14 protein-coding genes and 1 pseudogene are annotated in these 21,641 nt (G+C 44.4%); 6 read left to right on the forward strand and 9 right to left on the reverse strand.

Annotated elements, in window-relative coordinates; genetic code table 11:
* Positions 1–37: 37 nt before the first annotated feature.
* A complete protein-coding gene (locus tag ACSAZK_RS01680; protein WP_440955703.1) occupies positions 38–691 on the forward strand; it encodes a class I SAM-dependent methyltransferase in 654 nt (217 codons plus the stop codon).
* Positions 692–1,301: 610 nt separating this feature from the next.
* Entirely contained in the window at positions 1,302–1,607 is a 306-nt protein-coding gene (locus ACSAZK_RS01685; RefSeq protein ID WP_440955704.1) for a hypothetical protein, read from the forward strand.
* Between the two features lie 214 nt (positions 1,608–1,821).
* On the opposite strand, the gene ACSAZK_RS01690 is transcribed toward ACSAZK_RS01685, so the two are convergent.
* From ACSAZK_RS01690 to ACSAZK_RS01700, 3 genes are read right to left on the reverse strand one after another with little or no spacing between them, the layout of a single operon-like run.
* A complete protein-coding gene (locus ACSAZK_RS01690) occupies positions 1,822–4,077 on the reverse strand; it encodes a tetratricopeptide repeat protein (RefSeq protein WP_440957076.1) in 2,256 nt (751 codons plus the stop codon).
* Between the two features lie 12 nt (positions 4,078–4,089).
* Entirely contained in the window at positions 4,090–5,025 is a 936-nt protein-coding gene (locus ACSAZK_RS01695; protein ID WP_440955705.1) for a tetratricopeptide repeat protein, read from the reverse strand.
* 48 nt (positions 5,026–5,073) lie between these two features.
* The gene (locus ACSAZK_RS01700) at positions 5,074–7,425 is read right to left on the reverse strand and encodes a tetratricopeptide repeat protein (RefSeq protein ID WP_440957077.1); all 2,352 of its coding nucleotides are present in this window, start codon (positions 7,423–7,425) and stop codon (positions 5,074–5,076) included.
* A gap of 256 nt (positions 7,426–7,681) precedes the next feature.
* On the opposite strand from ACSAZK_RS01700, the gene ACSAZK_RS01705 reads away from it, so the two are divergent.
* Positions 7,682–8,971 carry a tetratricopeptide repeat protein gene (locus ACSAZK_RS01705; RefSeq protein ID WP_440955706.1) on the forward strand — a complete coding sequence of 430 codons (1,290 nt, stop codon included), beginning with the start codon at positions 7,682–7,684 and terminating at the stop codon, positions 8,969–8,971.
* A 472-nt stretch (positions 8,972–9,443) separates the two neighbouring features.
* Here ACSAZK_RS01705 and hcp read toward each other — a convergent pair.
* Together hcp and ACSAZK_RS01715 are read right to left on the reverse strand one after the other, a co-directional pair.
* Positions 9,444–11,060 (reverse strand): annotated as a pseudogene (hcp, locus tag ACSAZK_RS01710) (hydroxylamine reductase); the annotation flags it as partial.
* Positions 11,061–11,485: 425 nt separating this feature from the next.
* Entirely contained in the window at positions 11,486–11,671 is a 186-nt protein-coding gene (locus tag ACSAZK_RS01715) for a hypothetical protein (RefSeq protein WP_440955707.1), read from the reverse strand.
* Positions 11,672–12,111: 440 nt separating this feature from the next.
* Between ACSAZK_RS01715 and ACSAZK_RS01720 the strand changes: the two genes are divergently transcribed.
* Complete coding sequence (locus ACSAZK_RS01720; protein WP_440955708.1) at positions 12,112–12,408, forward strand: DUF3303 domain-containing protein; 297 nt, start codon at positions 12,112–12,114, stop codon at positions 12,406–12,408.
* A gap of 29 nt (positions 12,409–12,437) precedes the next feature.
* Here the strand turns inward: ACSAZK_RS01720 and ACSAZK_RS01725 are convergent, their stop codons facing one another.
* Both ACSAZK_RS01725 and ACSAZK_RS01730 read right to left on the reverse strand, forming a co-directional pair.
* Positions 12,438–13,274 (reverse strand): ABC transporter permease, encoded by an 837-nt coding sequence (locus ACSAZK_RS01725; RefSeq protein ID WP_440955709.1) that lies wholly within the window; start codon positions 13,272–13,274, stop codon positions 12,438–12,440.
* Between the two features lie 248 nt (positions 13,275–13,522).
* A complete protein-coding gene (locus tag ACSAZK_RS01730; protein ID WP_440955710.1) occupies positions 13,523–14,509 on the reverse strand; it encodes an ATP-binding cassette domain-containing protein in 987 nt (328 codons plus the stop codon).
* A 257-nt stretch (positions 14,510–14,766) separates the two neighbouring features.
* Here ACSAZK_RS01730 and ACSAZK_RS01735 point away from each other — a divergent pair, with 257 nt between their 5' ends.
* The gene (locus ACSAZK_RS01735; RefSeq protein ID WP_440955711.1) at positions 14,767–15,732 is read left to right on the forward strand and encodes a DUF5996 family protein; all 966 of its coding nucleotides are present in this window, start codon (positions 14,767–14,769) and stop codon (positions 15,730–15,732) included.
* Positions 15,733–16,234: 502 nt separating this feature from the next.
* A complete protein-coding gene (ppcA, locus tag ACSAZK_RS01740; RefSeq protein ID WP_440955712.1) occupies positions 16,235–17,815 on the forward strand; it encodes a phosphoenolpyruvate carboxylase in 1,581 nt (526 codons plus the stop codon).
* A 111-nt stretch (positions 17,816–17,926) separates the two neighbouring features.
* Here ppcA and ACSAZK_RS01745 read toward each other — a convergent pair whose 3' ends face one another.
* Together ACSAZK_RS01745 and ACSAZK_RS01750 are read right to left on the reverse strand one after the other, a co-directional pair.
* Positions 17,927–20,494 (reverse strand): DUF3656 domain-containing U32 family peptidase, encoded by a 2,568-nt coding sequence (locus ACSAZK_RS01745; RefSeq protein WP_440955713.1) that lies wholly within the window; start codon positions 20,492–20,494, stop codon positions 17,927–17,929.
* 131 nt (positions 20,495–20,625) lie between these two features.
* Positions 20,626–21,489 carry an alpha/beta fold hydrolase gene (locus ACSAZK_RS01750; protein WP_440955714.1) on the reverse strand — a complete coding sequence of 288 codons (864 nt, stop codon included), beginning with the start codon at positions 21,487–21,489 and terminating at the stop codon, positions 20,626–20,628.
* Between the last annotated feature and the right edge of the window lie 152 nt (positions 21,490–21,641).

Genomic DNA, 21,641 nt, shown 5'->3' on the forward strand with positions numbered 1-21,641 from the left:
TTACGATTATCTTTAAAACAAATAATGTGGAATCTTTATGAAACAAAGAGTTGTGGAAACAGATGAGGGAATCCAGGGCGAGTTTGACGTCAAGGTCTATGACCGGATGCAGAGGTTTTTGAGGGACAAGGGCTGGATGGAAACCGACGAGCTGATTAAATCCGGGATTTCCAGCGGGCTTGCACTGGAGATCGGGCCCGGCCCGGGTTACCTCGGGCTTGAGTGGCTGAAGAAAACCAGCGGGACTGCCCTTAAGGGGGTTGAAATAAGCCAGAATATGATTGACCTTGCCCGGAAAAATGCTGACGAATACGTTTTATCATCGCGGGTCGAATATAAAAACGGAAGGGCTGAGGTCATCCCTTTTGAAGATGAAACCTTTGATGCGGTCTTCACGAACGGCTCCATGCACGAATGGAGTGAAGCGGAAAAGGTCTTTAATGAAATTCACCGTGTCTTAAAAGACGGCGGCAGGTTTTATATAAGCGACCTGAAAAGGAACATGAACCCGCTTGTTGCCTGGTTCATGAAGATAAGTGTCAAGCCTCCCGAAATCCGTCCGGGGCTTAAAACCTCGATTGCTGCGGCTTACACTAAAAGCGAGCTTGAAGAAATGTTAGCCGGGACAAAGTTAAAATCTGCTCAGGTGTCCGATAATTTAATGGGGCTCGCTATAAAAGGGATAAAATAAGGATAAATTACAGGCTCGAGATCCTGCCATATTGTTTGAAATGGCCCTGGTTTTTATGATAGGTTTTGATGCTGATTCTAATTCCGGGTATTTTCTTTTTCTTATAGGTAACAGGGGCCCTCACCGCTTGCTTCAGCAAGCGGCCTTTTCAAAATTTATGAAAAAAAGTGTTTGAAATATAAAGAGCCATTATTGGCAGGCATCTTTATGCAATTATTAACTACCACTATTGTCTTTTACTTTTGTTAGACTTACTTCCATTTACGTTCCGACTTTTTAATTATCCAGACATTTTTTTGATAAACTACATACTATTTTTAGTCTTTTCAATATTCTTTATGGAAAAGCCGGTCGTCTTCGACGACCGGTGAGAGTGCCGGTACCTATAAAGCAACTCGAAAAAAGGTTGTCAGGGACTCTAAGTTCCCTTTATAGGTCTCCCCCTTATCCGGCTTTTCATAAGGTGGATTCAGAGTATAAGGTGGATTCAACATCAAGATAACTATAAAACCCACCCCGTGTTTAAAACAAATTTATAAAAATACCGTTATATATCATCCTGCACAATATCCATTTAAACTGGCACTTTTTAAGCCATGGGGGGAAAATTATGGATAAGCAAGAAGAAGAGTCAATGATCGGAGTCTGTCCGAACTGTGGAAAGCCGTTCAGGATAGAGCCAACCGGCGGAGACGGGTGGCGCTACTGTGCAGAGGTCTGCGTAAATCCTTCGGCAATACCGGCAGGTGCAAGGCTTCAGGCTGACCAGGCTACGCTGCACTTTGTGGACAGCAATATGCATGAGTACACACGCGAGGAGTACATCAAAGTTCACGGCATAGATCCTCTGCCAATCTGGAAAGCGATCGAGCAGTGGCGGGAAGAAAAGATGAAAAAGTGGAAGGATGAGGGTTAAAGTTTGTCGATTTTGAGCTATTTTTTCTTCTATTTAATTTTTTGGTTCCATTGATTCCATTCTACAATGCAGGAGCAACTGAGAACCTTCTGTGAAAACGAAGCAAAAGCAAGGGTAGCTTCTGGTTAACCTGCTGGAGACTTTTTGGAAAGTAGTTATACTAACAGTTTTCTGAAGAAATTGGCGATGAGTAAATTTCCAGATTTTGTATCGTTTATCGCACTTTATCGTCAGGTTTCAATTGAGTATATTCTGTTGAGTCTGGAAGTGTTATTTGGCAATCCTCAATAAATTCACTGCCAATTGAGATACGTTCAAATTTAAATGGGGGCATAAATGGATAGAACTCTATTGGAGGTGGAGATTGTTGTTGCAGCTCAATTTCAATATCCTTTCCTTTAAAACTTTTGATACTTGGAGAAAGCAGGATAAAAATTAGAACAAATACAAGTAAGGAAAATTGTATTAGATCTAGAAAGTTAACATTTTCGGGAATTTTTCCCTTAAATATGTTAATTAAATACTCTTCCAGCCTCAACAGTTTAAAAGTTAGTGATGTAAGGAATATGAACATAATTCTTTTTGGCCAACGATGAACGGGGGAATTTAACCACCAGTTCCACCATGAAACGTAAGGTTTTATCCTATAATCCCAGATATTATCAATTAATTTATGTGCAGATTTCTGAATATGTCCCCCTGATTTTAATTTTGTACATTCTTCTAACTTCCACATTGCTGAAAAAATGTCATTAATTTTATAGTAAAGACAGCCCATCAAATATAGAGCGTTAGCCTCTATAGATTTGGAGTCATACATATCTTTGCAACTTTTAATAACTGGAGGTCTCTTGAAAAATGAGAAAATGTATTTTATATATGATTTAATTGAGCTAATCCATTTTTGATATTTTGGGTAATTTTCAGATTTATCAAAGAAAGCTATGATTTTTTCTAAATCCCTTATTATTAAAAGAATATTTTCTTTATGGTTTTTAGTAATTTCTTCACTATTAAATGATTTTGAAGAAAACTCTGACTTAAGGTACCTTGCATATGAGTACCATAGGATAAAATAGGGATTAACTGCATCATAAGAAATCGCTTTTTCAAAAGAGTAAATCGCATCTTCGTATTTTAATTTTTCAAGGTGAATTTGCCCTTTTAAACACCATGCCTGACTTAGTGCAGAATTATTATTTGTATTAACCCTAAAGGCATCTTCTACTTTTTTGAATGCAGCATCAAAATCCCCAAAGTTTACAAACAGCTTTCCCATGTATATATGTGCAAAGACATTATTTGGGTATATCTTAATAGCATTTTCAAAGGTTTCTAAAGCTTTATCATATACCTTAAGCTCGCAGAAAGCAAGACCTTTGTTATTCCATGCTTCTGCATACACAGGATTAATCCTTATAGCTTCTTCAAAAGAATCGAGAGCCTCAATATATTTCCCACTATAATATAAGGCAAGGCCTTTGTTATTCCATGTTTCCGCTATAGGGCCGGATCCCGTAGCATTTCTAATACGTATAGACATTTCAAAAGCTTCAATGGCCTCGTAGTACTTACCACTACAATAGAGAGCAAGACCCTTGTCATTCCACAGGTAAGCGTCCTTCGGCTCAAAGCTTAAAATTTCTTCAATGTCTCTTAAAGCTTTAGTGTATTCTTCGTTTTTACAATGAATGAGAACTTCTTTCTTCAGTGCCTTAACAAGAAATTCTTTTTCTATTGGAGTTTTTTCTGAATTAAAATTGTTTTTAGTGGATTTCATATCCAGATAAGAGGCAATACTTTTGAATTTCTTGCATGTAATATTATTATTATCATTATTATTATTATTATTATTATTATTATTTAGTTTATCGAATGCTTTTATTGCCTCTTTATATTCTCCGTTGTAAAAATGAGCAAAACCTTTTCGCCTATAAAAATAATCTTCAGGGTGTATTTTCAAATATGCATCATAAATTCTTATGGCTTCATTAAAAGATTTCTTTGCTTCATCAAATTTATCAATATTGTAAAGGGTAATGCCTTTTTTCCACAAGCCCAGTACATCATCTGGATTCTTTTTCAATCTGTTCTCATATGTCTTGACAGACTTTTCAAAAGCATCTATCGCTTCAATATGATTATTTAGAAATAATAATGAGGAAGCTTTGCAGTACCAAGCATCTGGATAATCTGGATTTAATTCTAAAGCCTTATCAAAGGTTTCAATTGCTTCTGGATATTTTTCAAGTTTAAAAAGAACAATACCCTTTTGATACCATGCATCCGGATAATCTGAATTTATTCTCAAAGCCTTATCAAGAGCTTCAATTGCTTCTGGATATTTTTCAAGTTTAAAAAGAACAACACCTTTTTGATACCATGCATCTGGATAATCTGGATTTAATTCTAAAGCCTTATCAAGAGCTTCAATTGCTTCTGGATATTTTTCAAGTCCAAAAAGAGCAATGCTTTTTTGATACTATCTATAGGATTTTCTTGTGCCATTAAAATCCATTTCGACAAAAACTTTTTCAGCATCAGCATATTTTTCAAGATTACAAAGAGCAAGAATTTTATTAAGGCGTACATTATCAGAATTTGGATTATTGTCAAAATTATCTATTGCCTTATCAAAGGCATTTATTGCTGCATAGTAATTTCCATTGTTGTAGAAAATAAAACCTTTATAATTCCAAGCCTCTGCATTATTTTGATTGGTTTTTATTACTCTTTCAAATGCATTTAATGCATTTTTGTAATCTTTAAGATTATAATAAGCAAGACCTTTATTGTACCATGTATAGGCATCCTCTGGGAATTCTTCTAGAATATCTTTATATAATTGTATCACTTTTTCAAAAGATTCCTTGGATTTATTGAATTCTCCAAGTTCGCGAAGAACAATTGCTTTATTATTCCATGCATCTATATTTTTTGGGTTTTTATTAATTGCATTATCAAAAGTTCCAACAGCATTCTTGAAGTCGCCCTTTGCCAAATCGTATTTTCCAAAATTACGGTGAGCGAAACCTTTGCTAGTTACTGCACCTAACGAATGTGAACTTGTAGAGTCTCCATATTTTATTGCCTTATCAAAAGCCTCTATCGCACCTTCATATTTACCAAGATAATCACGGACAAGACCCAGATGATACCAAGCATATGAATCCTGCCCATTATTTTTTAAAGAAATTTCGAAAGTTTTTTCCGCTTCATTATACTGACCAAGTTTGATCTGTGCAAGTCCCTTATTGTTCAGAGCGTAAATATTATTTTCCTTACTAGCCTCATCAAAAGAGTTAAAAGCTTCATTATATTCGCCCATATAATAATAAATAAGGCCCACGTTGTTTTTTGCCCCAGAGGCGTGTTCATGTTCAGGATACTTGTCAAAAAAATCACTAAAACTCTTCAACGCTTTACCATAAATTTTAAGGCTATACAGGGAGTTGCCCTTGTTATACTATGCATCGCTGTAATGTTCATTTTTTTTATCTTGCAAAATTACATCGAAAGATTCTATCGCTTTGCGATATTTTTCCCATTTATTATACACTAGGCCTTTATAATACCAAGCCTCCTCATAATCCGGTTTAATTTCGGTGGCTTTATCAAAAGCTTCTATAGATTTGTCGAATACTCCTAGATCAAGATAATCAAGGCCTATATTATACCAAGCATCCTCATAATCCGGTTTAATTTCGATGGCTTTATCAAAAGCTTCTATGGACTTATCGAATATTCCAAGATCACGATAATCAAGTCCTTTATTGTACCAGGCATAAGCATACTTTGGATTTATTTCAACAGCATTATTAAGACATTCAATAGAAATCAATAGAGCATTTTGGGCTTCTTTTTCATTGTTAAGCTTATTAAAACTAAGATATTCAAAACGAAACACAAGCCCTTTCTCATACCATGCATCAGCACATTTTGGATTAGCTTCAAGAAACTGGGCGAAAAATTTTGTAGCAACTTTGAATACATCCAAGGCTTCCTCATAGTTTTCTGTATCAAAAAGGATAAAACCTTTTTTACGAAGATCTCGCCCTCCTGTTAAAAAACGCTCAATATGGTAATTAGGACGCATTTTTAATGAATAACATGTCTCTTTTGCTTTATCATAATCCTCTAGTTCAGAGTAAACAAGAATTTCATGTAAGATTGGATCTGCAAATTTTGGGTTTATTTCAATGGCCTTATCTAGAGCTTTGAGAGATTCATCAAACTCCTTAAGGTAATAGTGTGCAAGACCTTTATTATACCACAAATCAGCAGATTCTGTATTTATTTCAATGGCGCTATTAAAAGATTCCAAAGCTTTTTTGTATTTGTTATTTGAGTAAAAAGTTAGACCGCTCTTATTAAATAGATCAGCAGCTCTTTCAAAGGCCTTAAGAGACTCTCTAGATCTTCCAAGTTTACGAAGAACAATACCTTTTTCATTCCACGCTTCTGGGTACTCTTGATATTCCTGTTTTTTAAGATCTATAGCTTCCTTAAAAGCACTGTTGGCCTCATCGTAACGTTCAAGTTTTTCAAGAGTTATGCCCTTATTGTACCATGCATAAGCATCCTTACTTTTGTTAATTTCTAATGCTTTGTCAAAAGCCTCAATTGCCTCATCAAACCTTTCAAGTTCACGAAGAACAATGCCCTTTTCATTCCATGCTTCCGGATATTCTTGGGATTCTTGTTTTTTAAGATCTATAGCTTCCTTAAAAGCACTGTTGGCCCCATTGTAACGTTTAAGTTTCGCAAGGGTTAGACCCTTATGATACCATGCATAAGCATCTTTATTTTCTTTAATTTCTAATGCCTTTTCAAAAGCCTCAAGTGCCTCTTTAAACCTTTCAAGTTCACGAAGAACAATACCTTTCTCATTCCACGCTTCTGGGTACTCTTGATATTCCTGTTTTTTGAAATATATAGCTTCCTTAAAAGCACTGTTGGCCTCATCGTAACGTTCAAGTTTTTCAAGAGTTATGCCCTTATTGTACCATGCATAAGCATCCTTACTTTTGTTAATTTCTAATGCTTTGTCAAAAGCCTCAAGTGCCTCTTTAAACCTTTCAAGTTCACGAAGAACAATGCCCTTTTCATTCCATGCTTCCGGATATTCTTGGGATTCTTGTTTTTTAAGATCTATAGCTTTTTTAAAAGCACTAATTGCTTCATAGTAGCGTTCAAGCCTTGCAAGAGTTATGCCCTTATTGCACCATGCATAAGAATCTTTTTTATTGCTAATTTCTAATGCCTTGTCAAAAGTCTTAATTGCTTCCTCAAGCCTTCCAAGTTCGCGAAGCGCCTCACCTCTATTGTTCAAAGCACTTATGAATTTTGGATTTGTATTAAGAGCCCTCTCTATTGATTCCAGAGCTAAATCGTATTTTCCCAAACGTAAAAGTGCATAGCCTTTTTCATTCCATGCTTCATGATTAGCAGGACATATTTTCACAATTTTAGAAAAATATTTGTCAGCCTTGTCGAAATCTTTCTCATTTAATAGTTTTGCTCCTTTATTGCTGCATGCATTAACATATTTTTTAGCCCATTTCTGATATTTTGCAAAGCTTGGCCCTTTTCTTGCTATAACTCTATCAAAAACATCTATTGCTTTTTCATAGTTTTCACTAATGTAAAAATCGAGCCCCTGCCGAACCCAAAACCCATACTTGAATTTCTGCTTTCTTTTACGACTATAAAGATAAAATCCTCCTTGGGCTCGTTTTTTTGCAAAAAAACCTCTGCTAATAATATCACACCCGCTATATATTAATAGAAAAATATCTCCGAAAATTACAATTTGTATTGATAATTAATTATATAATGGACAATTATATTATTATATAATTCCTTGCATAAAATAGATTCTGAACTTTAATCATCTCATTCTGAAATTTACTCTCTTATAATAGGGTGTCCCTCATATTGAAAAATATCTGTAATCAGTATCTATGTTTTTTATATATTTATATATATTTAGATAATTGTTATAAGTTGTGTTATTTTTCTGAAAAAATCTGCAAAAAATACGCATCTATTTTCTCATAGAAAAGGGGGATTACATGACCACTGAAGATTTCATCAAATTAAATAGCAGAGGCCTTGAACGTTTACGTAACGGAAAACCCGATAGAGCAATAGAATGTTTTGACAGGGCCATTGAACTTAATCAAAAATATGCTCCTGCCTGGAACAATAAGGGAATTGCCCTTGAAAGGCTTGGGAGGTATGAGGAGGCCAGGGAGGCTTTCGAGGAAGCTTTTGAGATAAATCCGCTTTATGCCGAAGCTCTGTATAATGAAGGAAATGTGCTCCGCAAGCTTGGAAGGCCTGAAGAAGCCCTTGAGGTTTTTGAAAAGGCCATTTCTCTCAACCCCGGGTATGCCCAGAACCTGTACGGGAAAGGGCTTGCGTTACTGGAATTCGGGGCGTATGAGGCTTCGGTTGAGGCTTTTGACGGGGTGCTTGAGCTTAACCCGGAGTTCCTGGGAGCTTCTTATTACAAAGGTCGGGTCTTCTACAGGCAGGGGAAGTATGAAGAGGCAGCGCAGGCTTTCGAGAAAGAGTTTGAGCTAAGTCGGGGAAACGACGGCAAGGCCCTTTGTTGCAGTGCTTTTGCTCTCTATAAGCTGGAAATTTACGAAAGGGCTCGGGAAGCCTTTGAAAGGACACTTGACATAATGCCTGAGGCATCTACCGCACACTACGGGCTCGGGCTTGTGCTAGATAGGCTTGGAAAGTTTGAAGATGCCAGGGAAGCCTTTGCAAGGGCAGGGGAATGTAACCCGGAAAAGTATTCCGAAAGCGGGTGCTGTAAAGAGGGGAGCAGGCTCTGCAAGCAGGGAAAATATGAAGAAGCGTTGAAAGTCCTGGAAAGGGCTACGGAGATAAAACCTGACTCTGCGAAGGCGTGGGGGCATAGGGGACTTGTTCACTATCACCTGCAGCAGTACGAATCTTCAATTCGGGCTTTTGACCGGGGCCTGGAGCTTGGCGAGGATGCTGAGATCTGGAACAATAAAGGACTTGCCTTGATGGAACTTGAGAAGTATGATGAAGCTCTCCAGGCTTTTGATAAGGCTTTGGTAATTAGTCCAGGGTATAATCTTGCCTGGAACAACAAAGGGCTTGCTCTTGGAAAAATTGAGGCTTATGCCGAAGCTGTCAAGGCTTTTGATAAAGCTCTTAAAATCAATTCGGATGATGCCTATGCTTGGAACTGCAAAGGTTGTGTCCTTTCCAGAGCAGGTGAACATGAAAAGGCTGCCGAAGCTTTTGAAAACGCAGTCCGTATAAACCCCACGTATACCGATGTCAGGAATAACATCAAAAGGTTCGAGAAAATGGATTGATTCCGGGAATTCAATGTTCCGACAGGAGTCGAAAAATCTCAATTTTCAGAGATCCGGGAAAGGCCGCCTGCTTCGCAGCCGGTGAGATCACAAGTAATCGAAAATCAGGTAAAAAACCGTTTACGGAAACAATCTCTACAAAGCAAAAATAGGTTAAGAAGAGGTTTGTATAACCTCTTACTTTACAAGTAATTACGAGCAACTCTTACATTACGAGCAGCTCTTACCTTACAAGTTTGTTAATGAAAGGTATGCTGGCAAGCCAGGACTTTTTAGGTTTTTCCACCGGCTTTTCTGCAGGCTTTTCAACTTTCTTTTGCGGAGCTGTCTTCTGCTTGTTCTGCGGGGTTTTGGCTTTTTCCGCAGGTTTTTCAGTTTTCTTCTCGGGTTTTTTTGCCGCTTCTTTTTCCGGCTTTTTTCCCTTCGGCTTTTCTTCCTTTTTTTCCTTGCTTTCTTCTGCGGGAGCCATTGGGAGCAGGACCTTCATGTCTTCTTCAACGGTTGTGTTTGGCCTGATGCTGAAGTTTTCGACCAGGACGTTGAGGACGTTCGGGGAGACAAAGGCCGGGAGAGTCGGGCCAAGGGTGATGTTCTTTACGCCGAGGTTCAGGAGGGCGAGCAGCACAAGGACGGCTTTTTGCTCGTACCAGGCGATGTTGTAGGAAACCGGAAGGTCGTTTATGTCCTCGAGGCCGAAGGCTTCGGCAAGTTTCTGGGCTATGACCACAAGGGAATAGCAGTCATTACACTGCCCGGCGTCGAGCACTCTCGGGATTCCACCGATGTCGCCTAGGTCCAGTTTGTTGTAGCGGTATTTGGCGCAGCCTGCTGTCAGGATGACCGTGTCTTTGGGGAGGGCTTTTGCGAAATCGGTGTAGTAGGACCTTTCCTTGTGCCTGCCGTCGCAGCCTGCCATTACCATGAACCTGCTGATCTGTCCTGCCTTTACAGCGTCTATGATCTTGTCCGCAACCGAGAGGGCTGACACATGCGCAAAGCCTCCCATGATCGTCCCGCTTTCGAGCTGCTCGGGGGGTTTGCAGGTCTTTGCCTGTTCGATGAGCCCTGTGAAATCCTTTGTGCCGTCTTCTTTCAGGGAGATGTGGGGGACCCCGTCAAAGCCAACGACTCCGGTGCTGTAGATCCGCCCGAGGTAGGAGTTTTTCGGGGGGGTGATACAGTTTGTCGTCATGAGGATTGGGCCGTTGAACTTTTCAAACTCCTCGTTCTGTTTCCACCAGGCGTTTCCGTAGTTGCCTGCGAAGTTGTCGTACTTCTTGAAGGCAGGGTAGGCGTTTGCAGGCAGCATTTCCCCGTGGGTGTAGACGTCGATTCCGCTTCCCTTCGTCTGTTCCAGGAGCTGTTCGAGGTCCCGGAGGTCGTGTCCGCTGATCAGGATTCCGGGCTTGTCCCGAACTCCGATGTTGATTGCGGTTGGTTCCGGGTTTCCGTAGGTCTCGGTGTTTGCCTTATCGAGCAGGGCAAGGACAGAAACTCCCTGGCCTCCACATTCCAGGACCATGGGGATCAGGCCTTCGACTCCGAAACGGTCGTCGGCTGTTGTTATAAGGGCCTTTTCTATGAATGCAAAGATCGCGTCGTCCCTGTACCCGAGGATGTCGGCATGGTGGGCATAGGCAGCAAGCCCTTTCAGGCCGTAGATCAGCAGTTCCCTCAGGGAACGGACGTCCTCGTTTTCGATGGCAAGGTAGCCGACGTCCATTTCCTTTATGCTTTCCGGGGTAACATTTGCCACTTCGGAGAGTTCTTTGTCAATGAAGAGTGTCTTTCCTGAAAGTTTCCCTTTTGCGTCGTCCCGAAGTTCAAACCCTTTTGCTATGAGGGCTGAAATCTCCACCCCATCAAAATTGGTATTCGTGAGCGTGGCAAAGAGGCTTTCAATGATGTAGCGGTCTACGGCTTTATCATTCAGCCCGGCTTCCCTGGCTTTCGAATTATAGAAGGCGACACTTTTAAGGACATAGATCAAACTGTCCTGGAGGTCCGCAACTTCCCCTTTCTTTCCGCATACTCCGTTTTTCGTACAACCTTTCCCATTTAGTGCTTCCTGGCATTGATTACAGAACATTTTATCGACCTCAAACTGTTTTGTAGTGAATTCGTTTTGTAGTGAATCCGTTTTGTAGTGAATCCGTTTTGTAGTGAATCCGTTTTGTAGTGAATCCGGCTCTTTTCGATGTTTTCCGATATTTCCTGGAGTTTCTTGCTGCTCTCAATGATGATATCTTTTAGATACCAATATCATTATTATACCAGTATACCTATGATACCAGTACATATATAGCAAACAGTTTCGAAGTCGGTAGCGGTATCGTAGAAGATACCGGAAAGGGAATTTTTAAGGGTTGGAATAAGAAGAGGAGGGATAAGAAGAAAAGGAATAAGAAGAAAAGGAATAAGAATTGAAAGAATAAAAATTGGAGGAAAAAAAGAGGGAGGAAGAAGAGAAAAGGTAGCTTGTGTAACTGAAACAAGTACAAAAGGTTTCAGGGATCAACTGTTCTTTGAATCCTCTTTCCCGAAAATATCCATAACTTTTTTCAGCCTGGCCGAAAAACTTAATCCGGGCGAATTACCCTGGTCTTTTGGGGTCACATTTTCTATTCTGTGCTTTTTGCACGGTCCGTTTTTTGTACAGCCCTTTCCGGTCAGGACTTCAGGGCACTGGTCACAGTACATTTTTCAACCTCAAACCTGTTTTTGAATGTATTTTGATGTCCGTTTTTGATGTTTTTCGTAGTTTAATCAGGGTATTCCTATGAAACGCTATCTTTTATATACCAGTATCTTTATGATACCCTTTGATATATACTCTCCAGTTTCGAAGCCGATACCCGAGATAAATAATGGAGTAAAAAGAGTCGTTGAAAGCTCTAGAAGGCGCTGAAAGTTCCGGGATTATTTCAGGGAAAGCGGACCGCTTTGTATGTTCCTTCCATTCGAGGTCCACGCACTTATTCCAGGTCTATGTACTCATCATCGATGTAGCAGTACTTCCATTTTTCATGCCGTTCGAAAGACTGAACAATCGGGTGTCCGGTTTCAGTTCCCATAGACTTTAATGCGTTACCAAATATAAATTATAGCACATATAACTACATGCCAGTGGGGTGGGAAATATGCTGCTGTTAAACATAGCCAGAATCAGTCCTGAGCACAGTCTTGAAGCTTTGAAACGCTGGGAAGAAGTGGGATGTATGGAATGTCCGGAAGGGGTGAAGGTCATCAACCAGTGGATCGACGCCGGGGGGAGCCGGGTTTTTACTCTGTACGATGTCGAGTCTATTGAAGCCTATATGGCTTACAATTTCCCGTTTATGGATTTATGCGAGGTTGAGGTTTTTCCCGTAATAGAGTCAGGGACGCTGAAAAAGCTGGCTGAGGAACAAATTAAAGCTTTAAGCGGGCTTGCCTGAAGCCTTGTTTGAATCATGCCTGGTTGAAATCATGTCACACTCACCTTGCTGAACCTCCACCTTGCAATAAGAAACATTATTGCGGCAAAGGTGAGCAGGGACAGGAAAGAAACAAGAATGTCGTTTGGGGTATACACATATTGGATCCCGATCGCGGAGAAGTTATTTCCTATGGCAAAATACCGGATTCCGCTGACCAGGTGGGTCAAAGGGTTGATCGTCGAGAGAAAACGGAGCAGAGGAGGAAAGGAGTCCACGGGGTAAAGCGCATTGCTGGTGAAAAAGAAGGGCATGGTGAGGAGGGTTATCACTGCCTGCATTCCTTCCGGGCTTTCCATGCTGATGGCAATGGCTCCGGAAAGGAAAAGAAATCCGAGGGAAAAAACCCCGACAAAGAGCATGATCCCGAAGATCGAGACAAGGGTCTGGGACAGGGTATACCCGTCAAAAAACCGGACTCCGATCAGGAGCCCGAAGAGCATGATGACCGTAGCCTGGATGAAGGACTTTGTCATTCCTGAAAGCCCGATGCCTATTATGATGTGGATCCTTGGAAGCGGGCTTGAAAGGGTTTCTCTCATGAGCCCCCAATTCTTGTCAAAGAGAAGTACGGTTCCCCCAAAGAGGCTAGTAAAAAGTGTGGTCATGGCAATAACCCCTGCCCCTATGAAGGTCAGGTAGCCGACCGTCGGGACCCCCGGAATGGTCGGGAGGGTCGCAGTCAGCCGGTCAAAGTTATTGGACATCGCAACCCCGAAAAAAGCCAGCCAGAGAGCCGGCTGCACGAGGGAGGAGAAGAGAAGGGTCCTGAACCGGACAAACCTTAGCATGTCCCGCCAGTAGATTGTAAGAAAGCCCGTGTTCACAGCTTCCAGCCTCCAGCTATCACTATAGGCCCCACTTTAGATCCCTCTTCCATTTTATCGTCAAGGACATAATCTCCTTCACCAATCTCAAGTGAAGGTTTAACCACCGAAAGCACGGAAAACACGGAATAAAAGAAAATGGGGACACAATCCTTTCGTGCTTTCCGTGTCTTCCGAGTATAAAGTAAGTGTAAATATTTACTTTCGGGACTATAATTTTCATTTTCTCCCGGCTCCCTCTTTTCGTTTCAGCGCTTCCCTGCCCTTATGATCGCCGAAGACATCTTTTCCGCCCCTCCGTCCCTTAATTCCCTGCCCGTGTAATGGACAAAAACGTCGTCCATAGAAGGTTTTTTCAGGTTTACGGTTGTTATTGCAATCCCTCTTCCGGTCAGCATTTCCATTATCTTCGGGAGCAGGCGGGTTCCGTCCCCGCTGATCATGAGCACCATTCCCTTCGGTTTTTCAGAGATGTCTTTTACGCTGTCAAGCTCCCTAAGGAGTTCGGCAGCCGCCCGGTTGTCACTGCTTTCCAGATAGATGAGGTCTTTTCCAAGCATGTTTTTCAGTTCCAGGGACCTGCCAGTGGTTATGATTTTCCCGTGGTCGATAATGCTGATCCTGTCGCTGAGCTGGTCGGCTTCGTCCATGTAGTGGGTGGTCAGGAAAATGGTGGTCCCCTGTTGGTTGATTTCCCTAATGTAGTCCCAGATCCTGATCCTGGTCTGGGGGTCAAGCCCGATTGTAGGCTCGTCCAGGAAAAGCACTGTCGGGCGTGTCATAAGTCCCCTGGCAATCTCGAGCCTCCGCTTCATCCCCCCGCTCAGGTATTTTGTCCGGGTGTCCCCTTTTCCCTCAAGCTGGACAAGCCGGAGCAGCTCTTCGGTCCGCCTCCTCCTTTCTTCCTTTGGCATGGAATAGAGCCTGCCGTGGTATTCCAGGATCTCCCGCACGGTCATGTCCCGGTCCAGGGTCAGCTCCTGAAAGACAATCCCGATGGATTCCCGGACTTTCTCGGGCTCTTTTGCCACATCAAATCCGGCGACCTTTGCAGTCCCCTTCTGGAGTTTCAGGAGGGTGGTCAGGATATTGATAACCGTGCTTTTCCCGGCCCCGTTCGGCCCGAGAAAAGAGAAGATCTCACCTTTCCGGACAGTAAAACTGATCCCGTCTACGGCTTTTACGTCGCCAAAAGAGTGTTCGAGATTTTTTACATCGATTATGTTGATGTCCAAAACTCATACCCCGATACCAGGCCTACAATAACCGGACTCCAATACTCAGACCTCAATCTCAGCCCCCAAAGTTATTCTTACAGGAAGATTAAACATCCAGCGATAAATAGCTATTTTTACTATTTTCGTTTTGTCCGGGCATTATTTATTTACAGACTTATATATAATAAGTCACATAAACCTGATTGTTGTATCCGGACTGGATTTTTCAGTAAGCTTGACTTCTGGAGATCTTATTGAAAGGGGGGAGTATTATAATGAGCAGCAATATCATGGACAGTAACATCCGGAATGTACGATTTCCGCCTTTGCCCATTGAAGAGTGGGAAGACACAAAGGACACTCTGCACCTGTTTATGCAAATTGTGGGGAAAATCAGGCTTGGCTTATTTCCAAAAAAGAACCACTGGTGGCATGTGCCGTTCTACGTCTCAACGCGGGGGCTTACTACCGGCCCCATTCCCTATAAGAATTTCATTTTCGAGATGGAGTTTGATTTCAGGGAACATGTGCTGAGGATTGATTCAAGCGGCGGGGATTCCAGGAACATTGAACTTGAAGGGCTTTCAGTCGCCCGGTTTTATAAAGCCGTATTCTCCGGTCTCTCTGAACTTGGAATCGAGGCCAGCATCCGGGCAGTCCCGTATGATGTCCCGGATATCAGTACGGAACCTTTCGAAACGGACGAAAAACATGCTGCATACGATGGAGAGTACGCAAAGAGGTACTGGCAAATCCTTTTGCAGGTTGATTCGATCTATCAGGTATTCAGGGGACAGTTCATCGGGAAAAGTTCTCCAGCACATGTTTTCTGGCACCACGGTGACCTGGCTCTGACCCGATTCTCAGGAAGACCTGCCCAGGTAAGGGAGGGGGCAAGTCAAGTTGAACGTGAAGCTTACTCCCATGAGGTGATAAGCTTTGGGTTCTGGGCAGGAGATAAAAATGTGAGGGAACCTGCTTTTTATGCCTATGCGGCCCCGCAGCCCGAAGGGCTTATGGAAGAACCGCTCCGCCCGAAAGAAGCCTTCTGGAACCCTGAAGCCGGGATGGCACTTCTCATGTACAACAGCATAAGGGAGGCGGAGTCTCCGGGGCAGAAGGTGCTGGACTTCCTGGAAAGCGTCTATCAGGCCGGAGCAAAAAGGGCAAACTGGGATATCGAGGCTTTCAGGCTTCCTTCATACGAAAAACAGCCCGAAGAGCTCGCGGCCCGGTCCTGATGAAGGGCTAAAACCGAAACTCAAAAATAGGAAACATAAAGCAAGCTCAAAAATAGGAAACTTAAAAATCCGGAAATTTAGCCTGGAGCTCAAGAAAAAATAAGAAAAATAGTTGGGTAAGAGGTTTTTATGTCCTCCTGCCCTACGAATTTACGAATAAACGTCATTCACCAAGCCGGATCTTTCTTGCCTCTGTCTCTGTCTTTTCAACTTAAGGCTTCAGAACACCGGCCGCAGCATATATTTATCCAAAATTTTGTTCTGCAGGATCTTTCATTGTGTCCGATGTAGCATATTTCCGGAAGTCTCAAAGTCCGGACGAGATTTTTATTGTTAACCATTTTTCCAAATTGTCAACGATAACATTTATTATTAAGGTAAACTATCCTCTTGACACCATTTCTATGTTGATACGTGGTTAACAATAACTCGGTTGAAGGTCCATAGATGGACTTGCAAAACATCAAAAAATTTGCATTTTGCAGCATAAGGATATATTCTCATGACCAGGAAAAGCACTTTTCCAAAAGTAATGTGTACCCAGCACCCGGATTCTGCTTCCAGGTACATCTCGACCCAGGAAGAGCCGGAAGAAGCTGTGGAAGCAGCAGTGGAATTCGGCTGCGATGAATATATGGCGGACTACGAGGGAAAGGCCACACCCTACCACCAGAATGTGCAGATTGTGGCAAAGCTCATAGAGGAATCGGACCTCGTGCCCGGAAAAGACATATTCCTCACCCCGAGGGCTCCGAGTGCGGTTCAGGAGAACCGCTTCAGGCAGCTTATGGTGATGATGTCCGTTGCCGAAGCAAACTACAACGCCCTGGAATACTCGGATGTCCAGGCAATTCAGGAGTTCGTGCACCCCATGACCGGCACAGTCCGGGAGATCCTGGAAGCGCAGCAGCACATGGCGGATGTAAGCGAACTTGCAAAAAAGGAGTTCGGGTTTTCAATGGAAGTGCCGCGGATAATTCCCCTGATTGAGGATGCTCCGGCGCTTTTGTGCGCAAAGGGGCTTGCGGAAAAGACAATCCATGCCTGGGAAGGGCGTTTCGGGACTGCCCCTGAGAAATTCAGGGTCTTTCTGGGCAAATCCGACTCGGCACTTTCCTTCGGGCATGTGGCAAGCACCCTCTCCTGCAAATACGCCATAAACGGGATTTCCGAATTAAGTTCGGAGCTCGATACCGAAATAGGGATCATATTCGGAGCCGGGACCCTGCCTTTCAGGGGGCACCTGGACCTGAAAAATGCGGAGAACTTCTTTAACGAATACAGGGGTGTAGGGACCGTTACCCTGCAGTCCGCTCTCAGGTACAACCATGAAAAAGGGGATGCAAAAGCCCTGGTCCGCCTTGCAAAAGCAAGGCTTCCGGAAACTCCTGACCCCTATTCCCCCGAAGAAAAGGCAGAACTCGTAAACATCATAGGGATCTTTGGGGCCAGGTACAGCCGCATAGTCCGGGAACTGGAACCCGTGATAAACAGGATTGCCGAGATCCTGCCCCGGCAAAGGGACCGCCTGATGCACAGGGGAAGCGGAGGATATTCGAGAACTGCCCCCGACATCTCCGGAATAACCCGGCTCTGCCAAAGCGACATCGGAAAAGAGCTGCAGGCCAGCATGCCGGAAGAAAACCTCCACCTGCCAAGGGCAATCAAATTCACGGGAGCCCTCTACTCCATAGGTCTGCCTCCTGAGTTCATCGGGACAGGCCTGGCCCTGGAAGATGTAAGGAAAAAACTAGGGGAAGCCGCCTGCGAACGGCTGCTAACGAAGTATTTCCCCTCCCTGTCCTCGGACCTCAATTTTGCATCCGGGTACCTGGACTTGAATGTAGCCTCCCGCTTCCTCCCGGAGGGCTGCCTGAAAGATGTCCGGAAGGATATTGAGGTCCTGCAAGCCAGATTTGCCCTTGAAGCCCGGGCCGAGCCTTCGTACCGCATCCTGCTGGAAATGATGCAGCCCGACCTCCTGCAGGCAGGGGCAGCCGGGAACTGCATGGATGAGGAAGTCTCCCAGCTCGTCTGCTCGACCCTTACGAAAATGGGGAAAATAAGAAAGGCTCTGGGATGAAGTAAGGAAGAAAATATGAAGGGAAAATCGAAGAAACAGTTGGATAAAGGCTGAAGAGAAGTTGAAGAGAAGTTGAAGAGAAGGGGGGTTTGAAAGGGCTTTTGAAAGCCCTCAAATCCCCTTAAAATAATGCCCTGTCGTATACTCCACATCTCTTGCTGCCTTCAACCTGGCTTCTTTTCCGGAAAGGGCTTTTTTGTACGCCTCCGTGATTTCCACGATCTCCCTGTCGCTGTTCAGGGACAGGTTCAGGCGGAACACGTCAGCCCCGTATTTTTTCAGTTTATCGACATATTTCAACATGTCAAGCACTTTTGAGTTGTAGATCAGGGTCCGGGTTCCTTCTCGTTTGACCGGATAATCGGAACCGTCCTGGCCGGAAAGGAGCACATCACTGTTTTTGTTTACCAGCTTCCGGTCAACCAGGGGTTTCAGGAGATCGTTTTCCGTAATCAGCATCAGTTCCCGGCCATAGACTACGATTTCGGTCTGGCCTGCCCCTTCGCAGGTCTCCAGCGCTTCGCAGACGTTCTTTACCTCGCTCAGGTTCAGTTCGCTTGAGAGGGTTGCCCTGTACGCTCCTGCCTGGTAGAAAGTACTCGCGGTAAAGGCGTTGAAGGTGTTGAACTCCTTCTGGGCGACAAAAGGAACCCCCAGGGTTTTTGCAAGCTGCACCGTACCCAAGCTGGAACACGCAATGCCGAAGCCTGCGTCCCGGACTTTTTCGATTAGGGGGATAAGGGCTTCCAGTTCCCTGTCGTGGTTTACTATGGGGAGGATGAAGACGAGCTCTAAGCCTCCGGCTTTCAGGTCGTCCAGTTTCCCTTCGTTTTCGGAGCTTTTTAGCTCCTCGAATGTGGAAATCGGGATATAGATAATGTCTGCACCCGCTTCGGCTGCCCGGAGCAGGGAAGAAACTTTGCCTACTTCAACGCTCAGGAGAGGCTTTCCGGATTCCTTTACTGTAATATTTGCTGCAGCTTTTTCCGAGCCTCCACCGATTTTCGAACTTGCCTGTGTACTGCACAGAGCGGTGAAATCTGAAACATCGGGTTTTTTCTGCTCTTTTTTATTTGCTTTGAGGATTTTTTCAAGCAGGAGGTCTGAAGCCTGGCGCCTTGTGCCCTTCAGTACCCCGACCGGGATGAAGATGTTCTCGTCGGCTTCGATCTCGACGCCTACGGCTTCAAAGGGAGTGCCCCCAAGGCTTTCCATTGCCCTCCTGACCTGTTCTTCCGTGGTGGGAGCTTTCTGGGCTTCCTGGACGACGTAATCATCGGTAAATTCGGCAGTTTTGCCATATTCGGCTTCGTTTCCGGCTTCGCTTCCGGCTTCGCTTCCGGTTGTAATTTCAACTGTAAACCTTTCCCCTTTCCTGGCTTTTGCTTTCAGGCTTACGGGGATCAGCTTCATTTCGGTTTTTTGCAGGGTATCCAGGAGTTCGTTGTCGGTTGTGATATACAGTTCATCCCTGATGCGCACGGCCCTGCCGGTTTTCGGGCTGATTTCAAGGCCCACTTTTTCGCCTTTCTTTGCGCTCCTAACGCGTTCCCCACGGAGGGTGATTATGCCGTTTATTGCCGAGCCTATCATCCGGTCCCTGGCAAAAAGGCTGATCCCGTCTTTTATGTGGATGTCTTCGTTTAGTTGAACAGTGAGTTTGGTAGCGCTTTTTGAACGGCCAATATCCAGTACCTTGCCGAGGAAGGCTCCGTAGTTGGAGCTGTACTTCGGGTGGGAGACACCTTTTTCCTCGAGGATGAAGCCTTTTGTAAAACCCCTGTAGAAGAGTTTTGCAAGTTCGGATTCCTTTGCTTCAATTTCTTCCTTGCTTAAGTGTTCCCCGGTCCTGCAGATATGCTCGACCGCGGTTTTGTAGGCTGCCGCACTGCCGGTCACGTACTCGGGTTTTTTCATCCGGCCTTCGATCTTGAGGCTTTCAACCCCGGTTTTAATTATCTCGTCCAGGCCAGGGAGAGTACAGAGTTCGGCACAGCTGATCGGGTAGCTGCCCCCGATATATTTCTCGTCAATGTCCCTGCCGTTTACAAGAAAGCTGTAGCGTCGGCGGCAGGGCTGGGCACAGGCTCCCCGGTTTGCGCTCCGGTCATGGAGAAAGCTGCTGAAGAGGCACTTGCCGGAGTAGGAGTAACAAAGGGCGCCGTGTACGAAGACCTCGATCCCGACGTCCGAGTGGTCCACGATGGCTTTGAGCTCGGCGGTGGTAAGTTCCCTTGAAACTATGACCCTTTTTGTCCCGAGCCCTGAAGCAAAATCGACTCCCGCTTTGCTGTGGATCGTCATCTGGGTGCTGGCATGGAGGGCCAGGTCAGGGTAGATTTCTCTCAGGAGCCGGAGGAGCCCGAGGTCCTGCAGGATAACCGCGTCGATCCCGGCGGCATAAGCCCTGTCTATTATTACCAGAGCTGCCTGCATTTCCTTTTGCTTGATTGGGATGTTCAGGGCTACGTAGACCTTGACCCCGTGGGAATGGGCAAGGTCAACGGCGGCTTCCAGGTCTTCGGGTGTGAAGTTCTTTGCCCCCTGGCGGGCATTGAATTCGCCTACCCCCAGGTAGACGGCATCAGCTTTTCCTTTTATAGCGGCGAGCAGGGCTTCGTAGTCGCCGGCAGGGGCAAGGATTTCCGGAGGAGTGCAGGTGAAATTTTTGTCAGACATGTCAGATCAGCGTTTGTTGTTTTCAGGCAGCTGAAAGTTTTGGCAAATTTGAAGAAAAAGGGCTTACGCAAATCATTTCAGAACCGGTTTAAAACGTAAAGGAGCTTCTCACATAAAAATGGATGGTATTATCAGGGGGCGTTTCCTGTCAGTTTTGAGGGTTTGCCCTCATGCAGGAAGTCCAGGACAGCCTTTGAATATTCAGCTGGCAAAAACCGTTCCCCGCAGTGCTTTGCTCCTTCGAATACAATATAATCTGCCTCTGGCAGCTTTTCTGCAATCTCAAGAGTGATTGAGGGAGGTGTGAACTCGTCGTCCGTCCCGACTAAAAGCAGGGTCTTGCTCCTTATTTCAGGCAGGTGTTCGTAAGTGCCGTTCCATTTCAGGTTTGCATCTGCCTGTTTCCGGACTGCCGGGTCCAGGTCGGAATTTGTGGCACAGGACCGAAGCATGTTTTCCAGGAGGACAGTTTCAGGGACGTTGACGCTGTAAGCTGCCGAGGAGAGGATAAGTTTATCCACTTTTTCCGGATGGTTGAGGACCAGTTCCTGGGCAATTGAGGCACCCATAGACGTGCCTAAAACATGGGCTTGCGGAATTCCGAGGGCATCAAGCAGGCCTGCAGCATCTCCTGCCAGCAGGGCCGGGGAAAAGGGTCCCTCGTTGTCGGAAGAGAACCCTATCCCCCTGTTGTCGAAGCTTATAACCCTGTAGTCCTGTGCCAGACGCTCGACAAAAGTCGCATTCCACATGTCCATAGTCCCTCCGAACCCCATGATCAGCAGAAGGGGCTCTCCCGAGCCAAACTCCCTGTACCCGAGCTCTACGCCGTTAACGGAGGCGTACTTTACAGGAGAGGAATTGAGGGAAAAATTGGCAGATTCCTTTTGGGCTCCTTCCGAATGAAACCCTTCACATCCTGAACTTGCAAGAACTGTGAGGGCCAGCGCGAGAATGATGAAAGTCTTAAAATTCATGAACACCTTAAGATTCATAAGAGTATTAAAATAATGGCTGATGGAATAAATATTCCCTCAAGGTCCGGAAGCTATGAAGGCCATGTAAATTTTTATACATGTAACTTTTTATACATGTAATTTTTTATACATTTACTGTTGTAATATCCCATTCTCTTACTTTCCAGGTA

It is taken from the genome of Methanosarcina sediminis (assembly GCF_052056915.1).
In the GTDB taxonomy this organism is placed as follows: domain Archaea; phylum Halobacteriota; class Methanosarcinia; order Methanosarcinales; family Methanosarcinaceae; genus MTP4.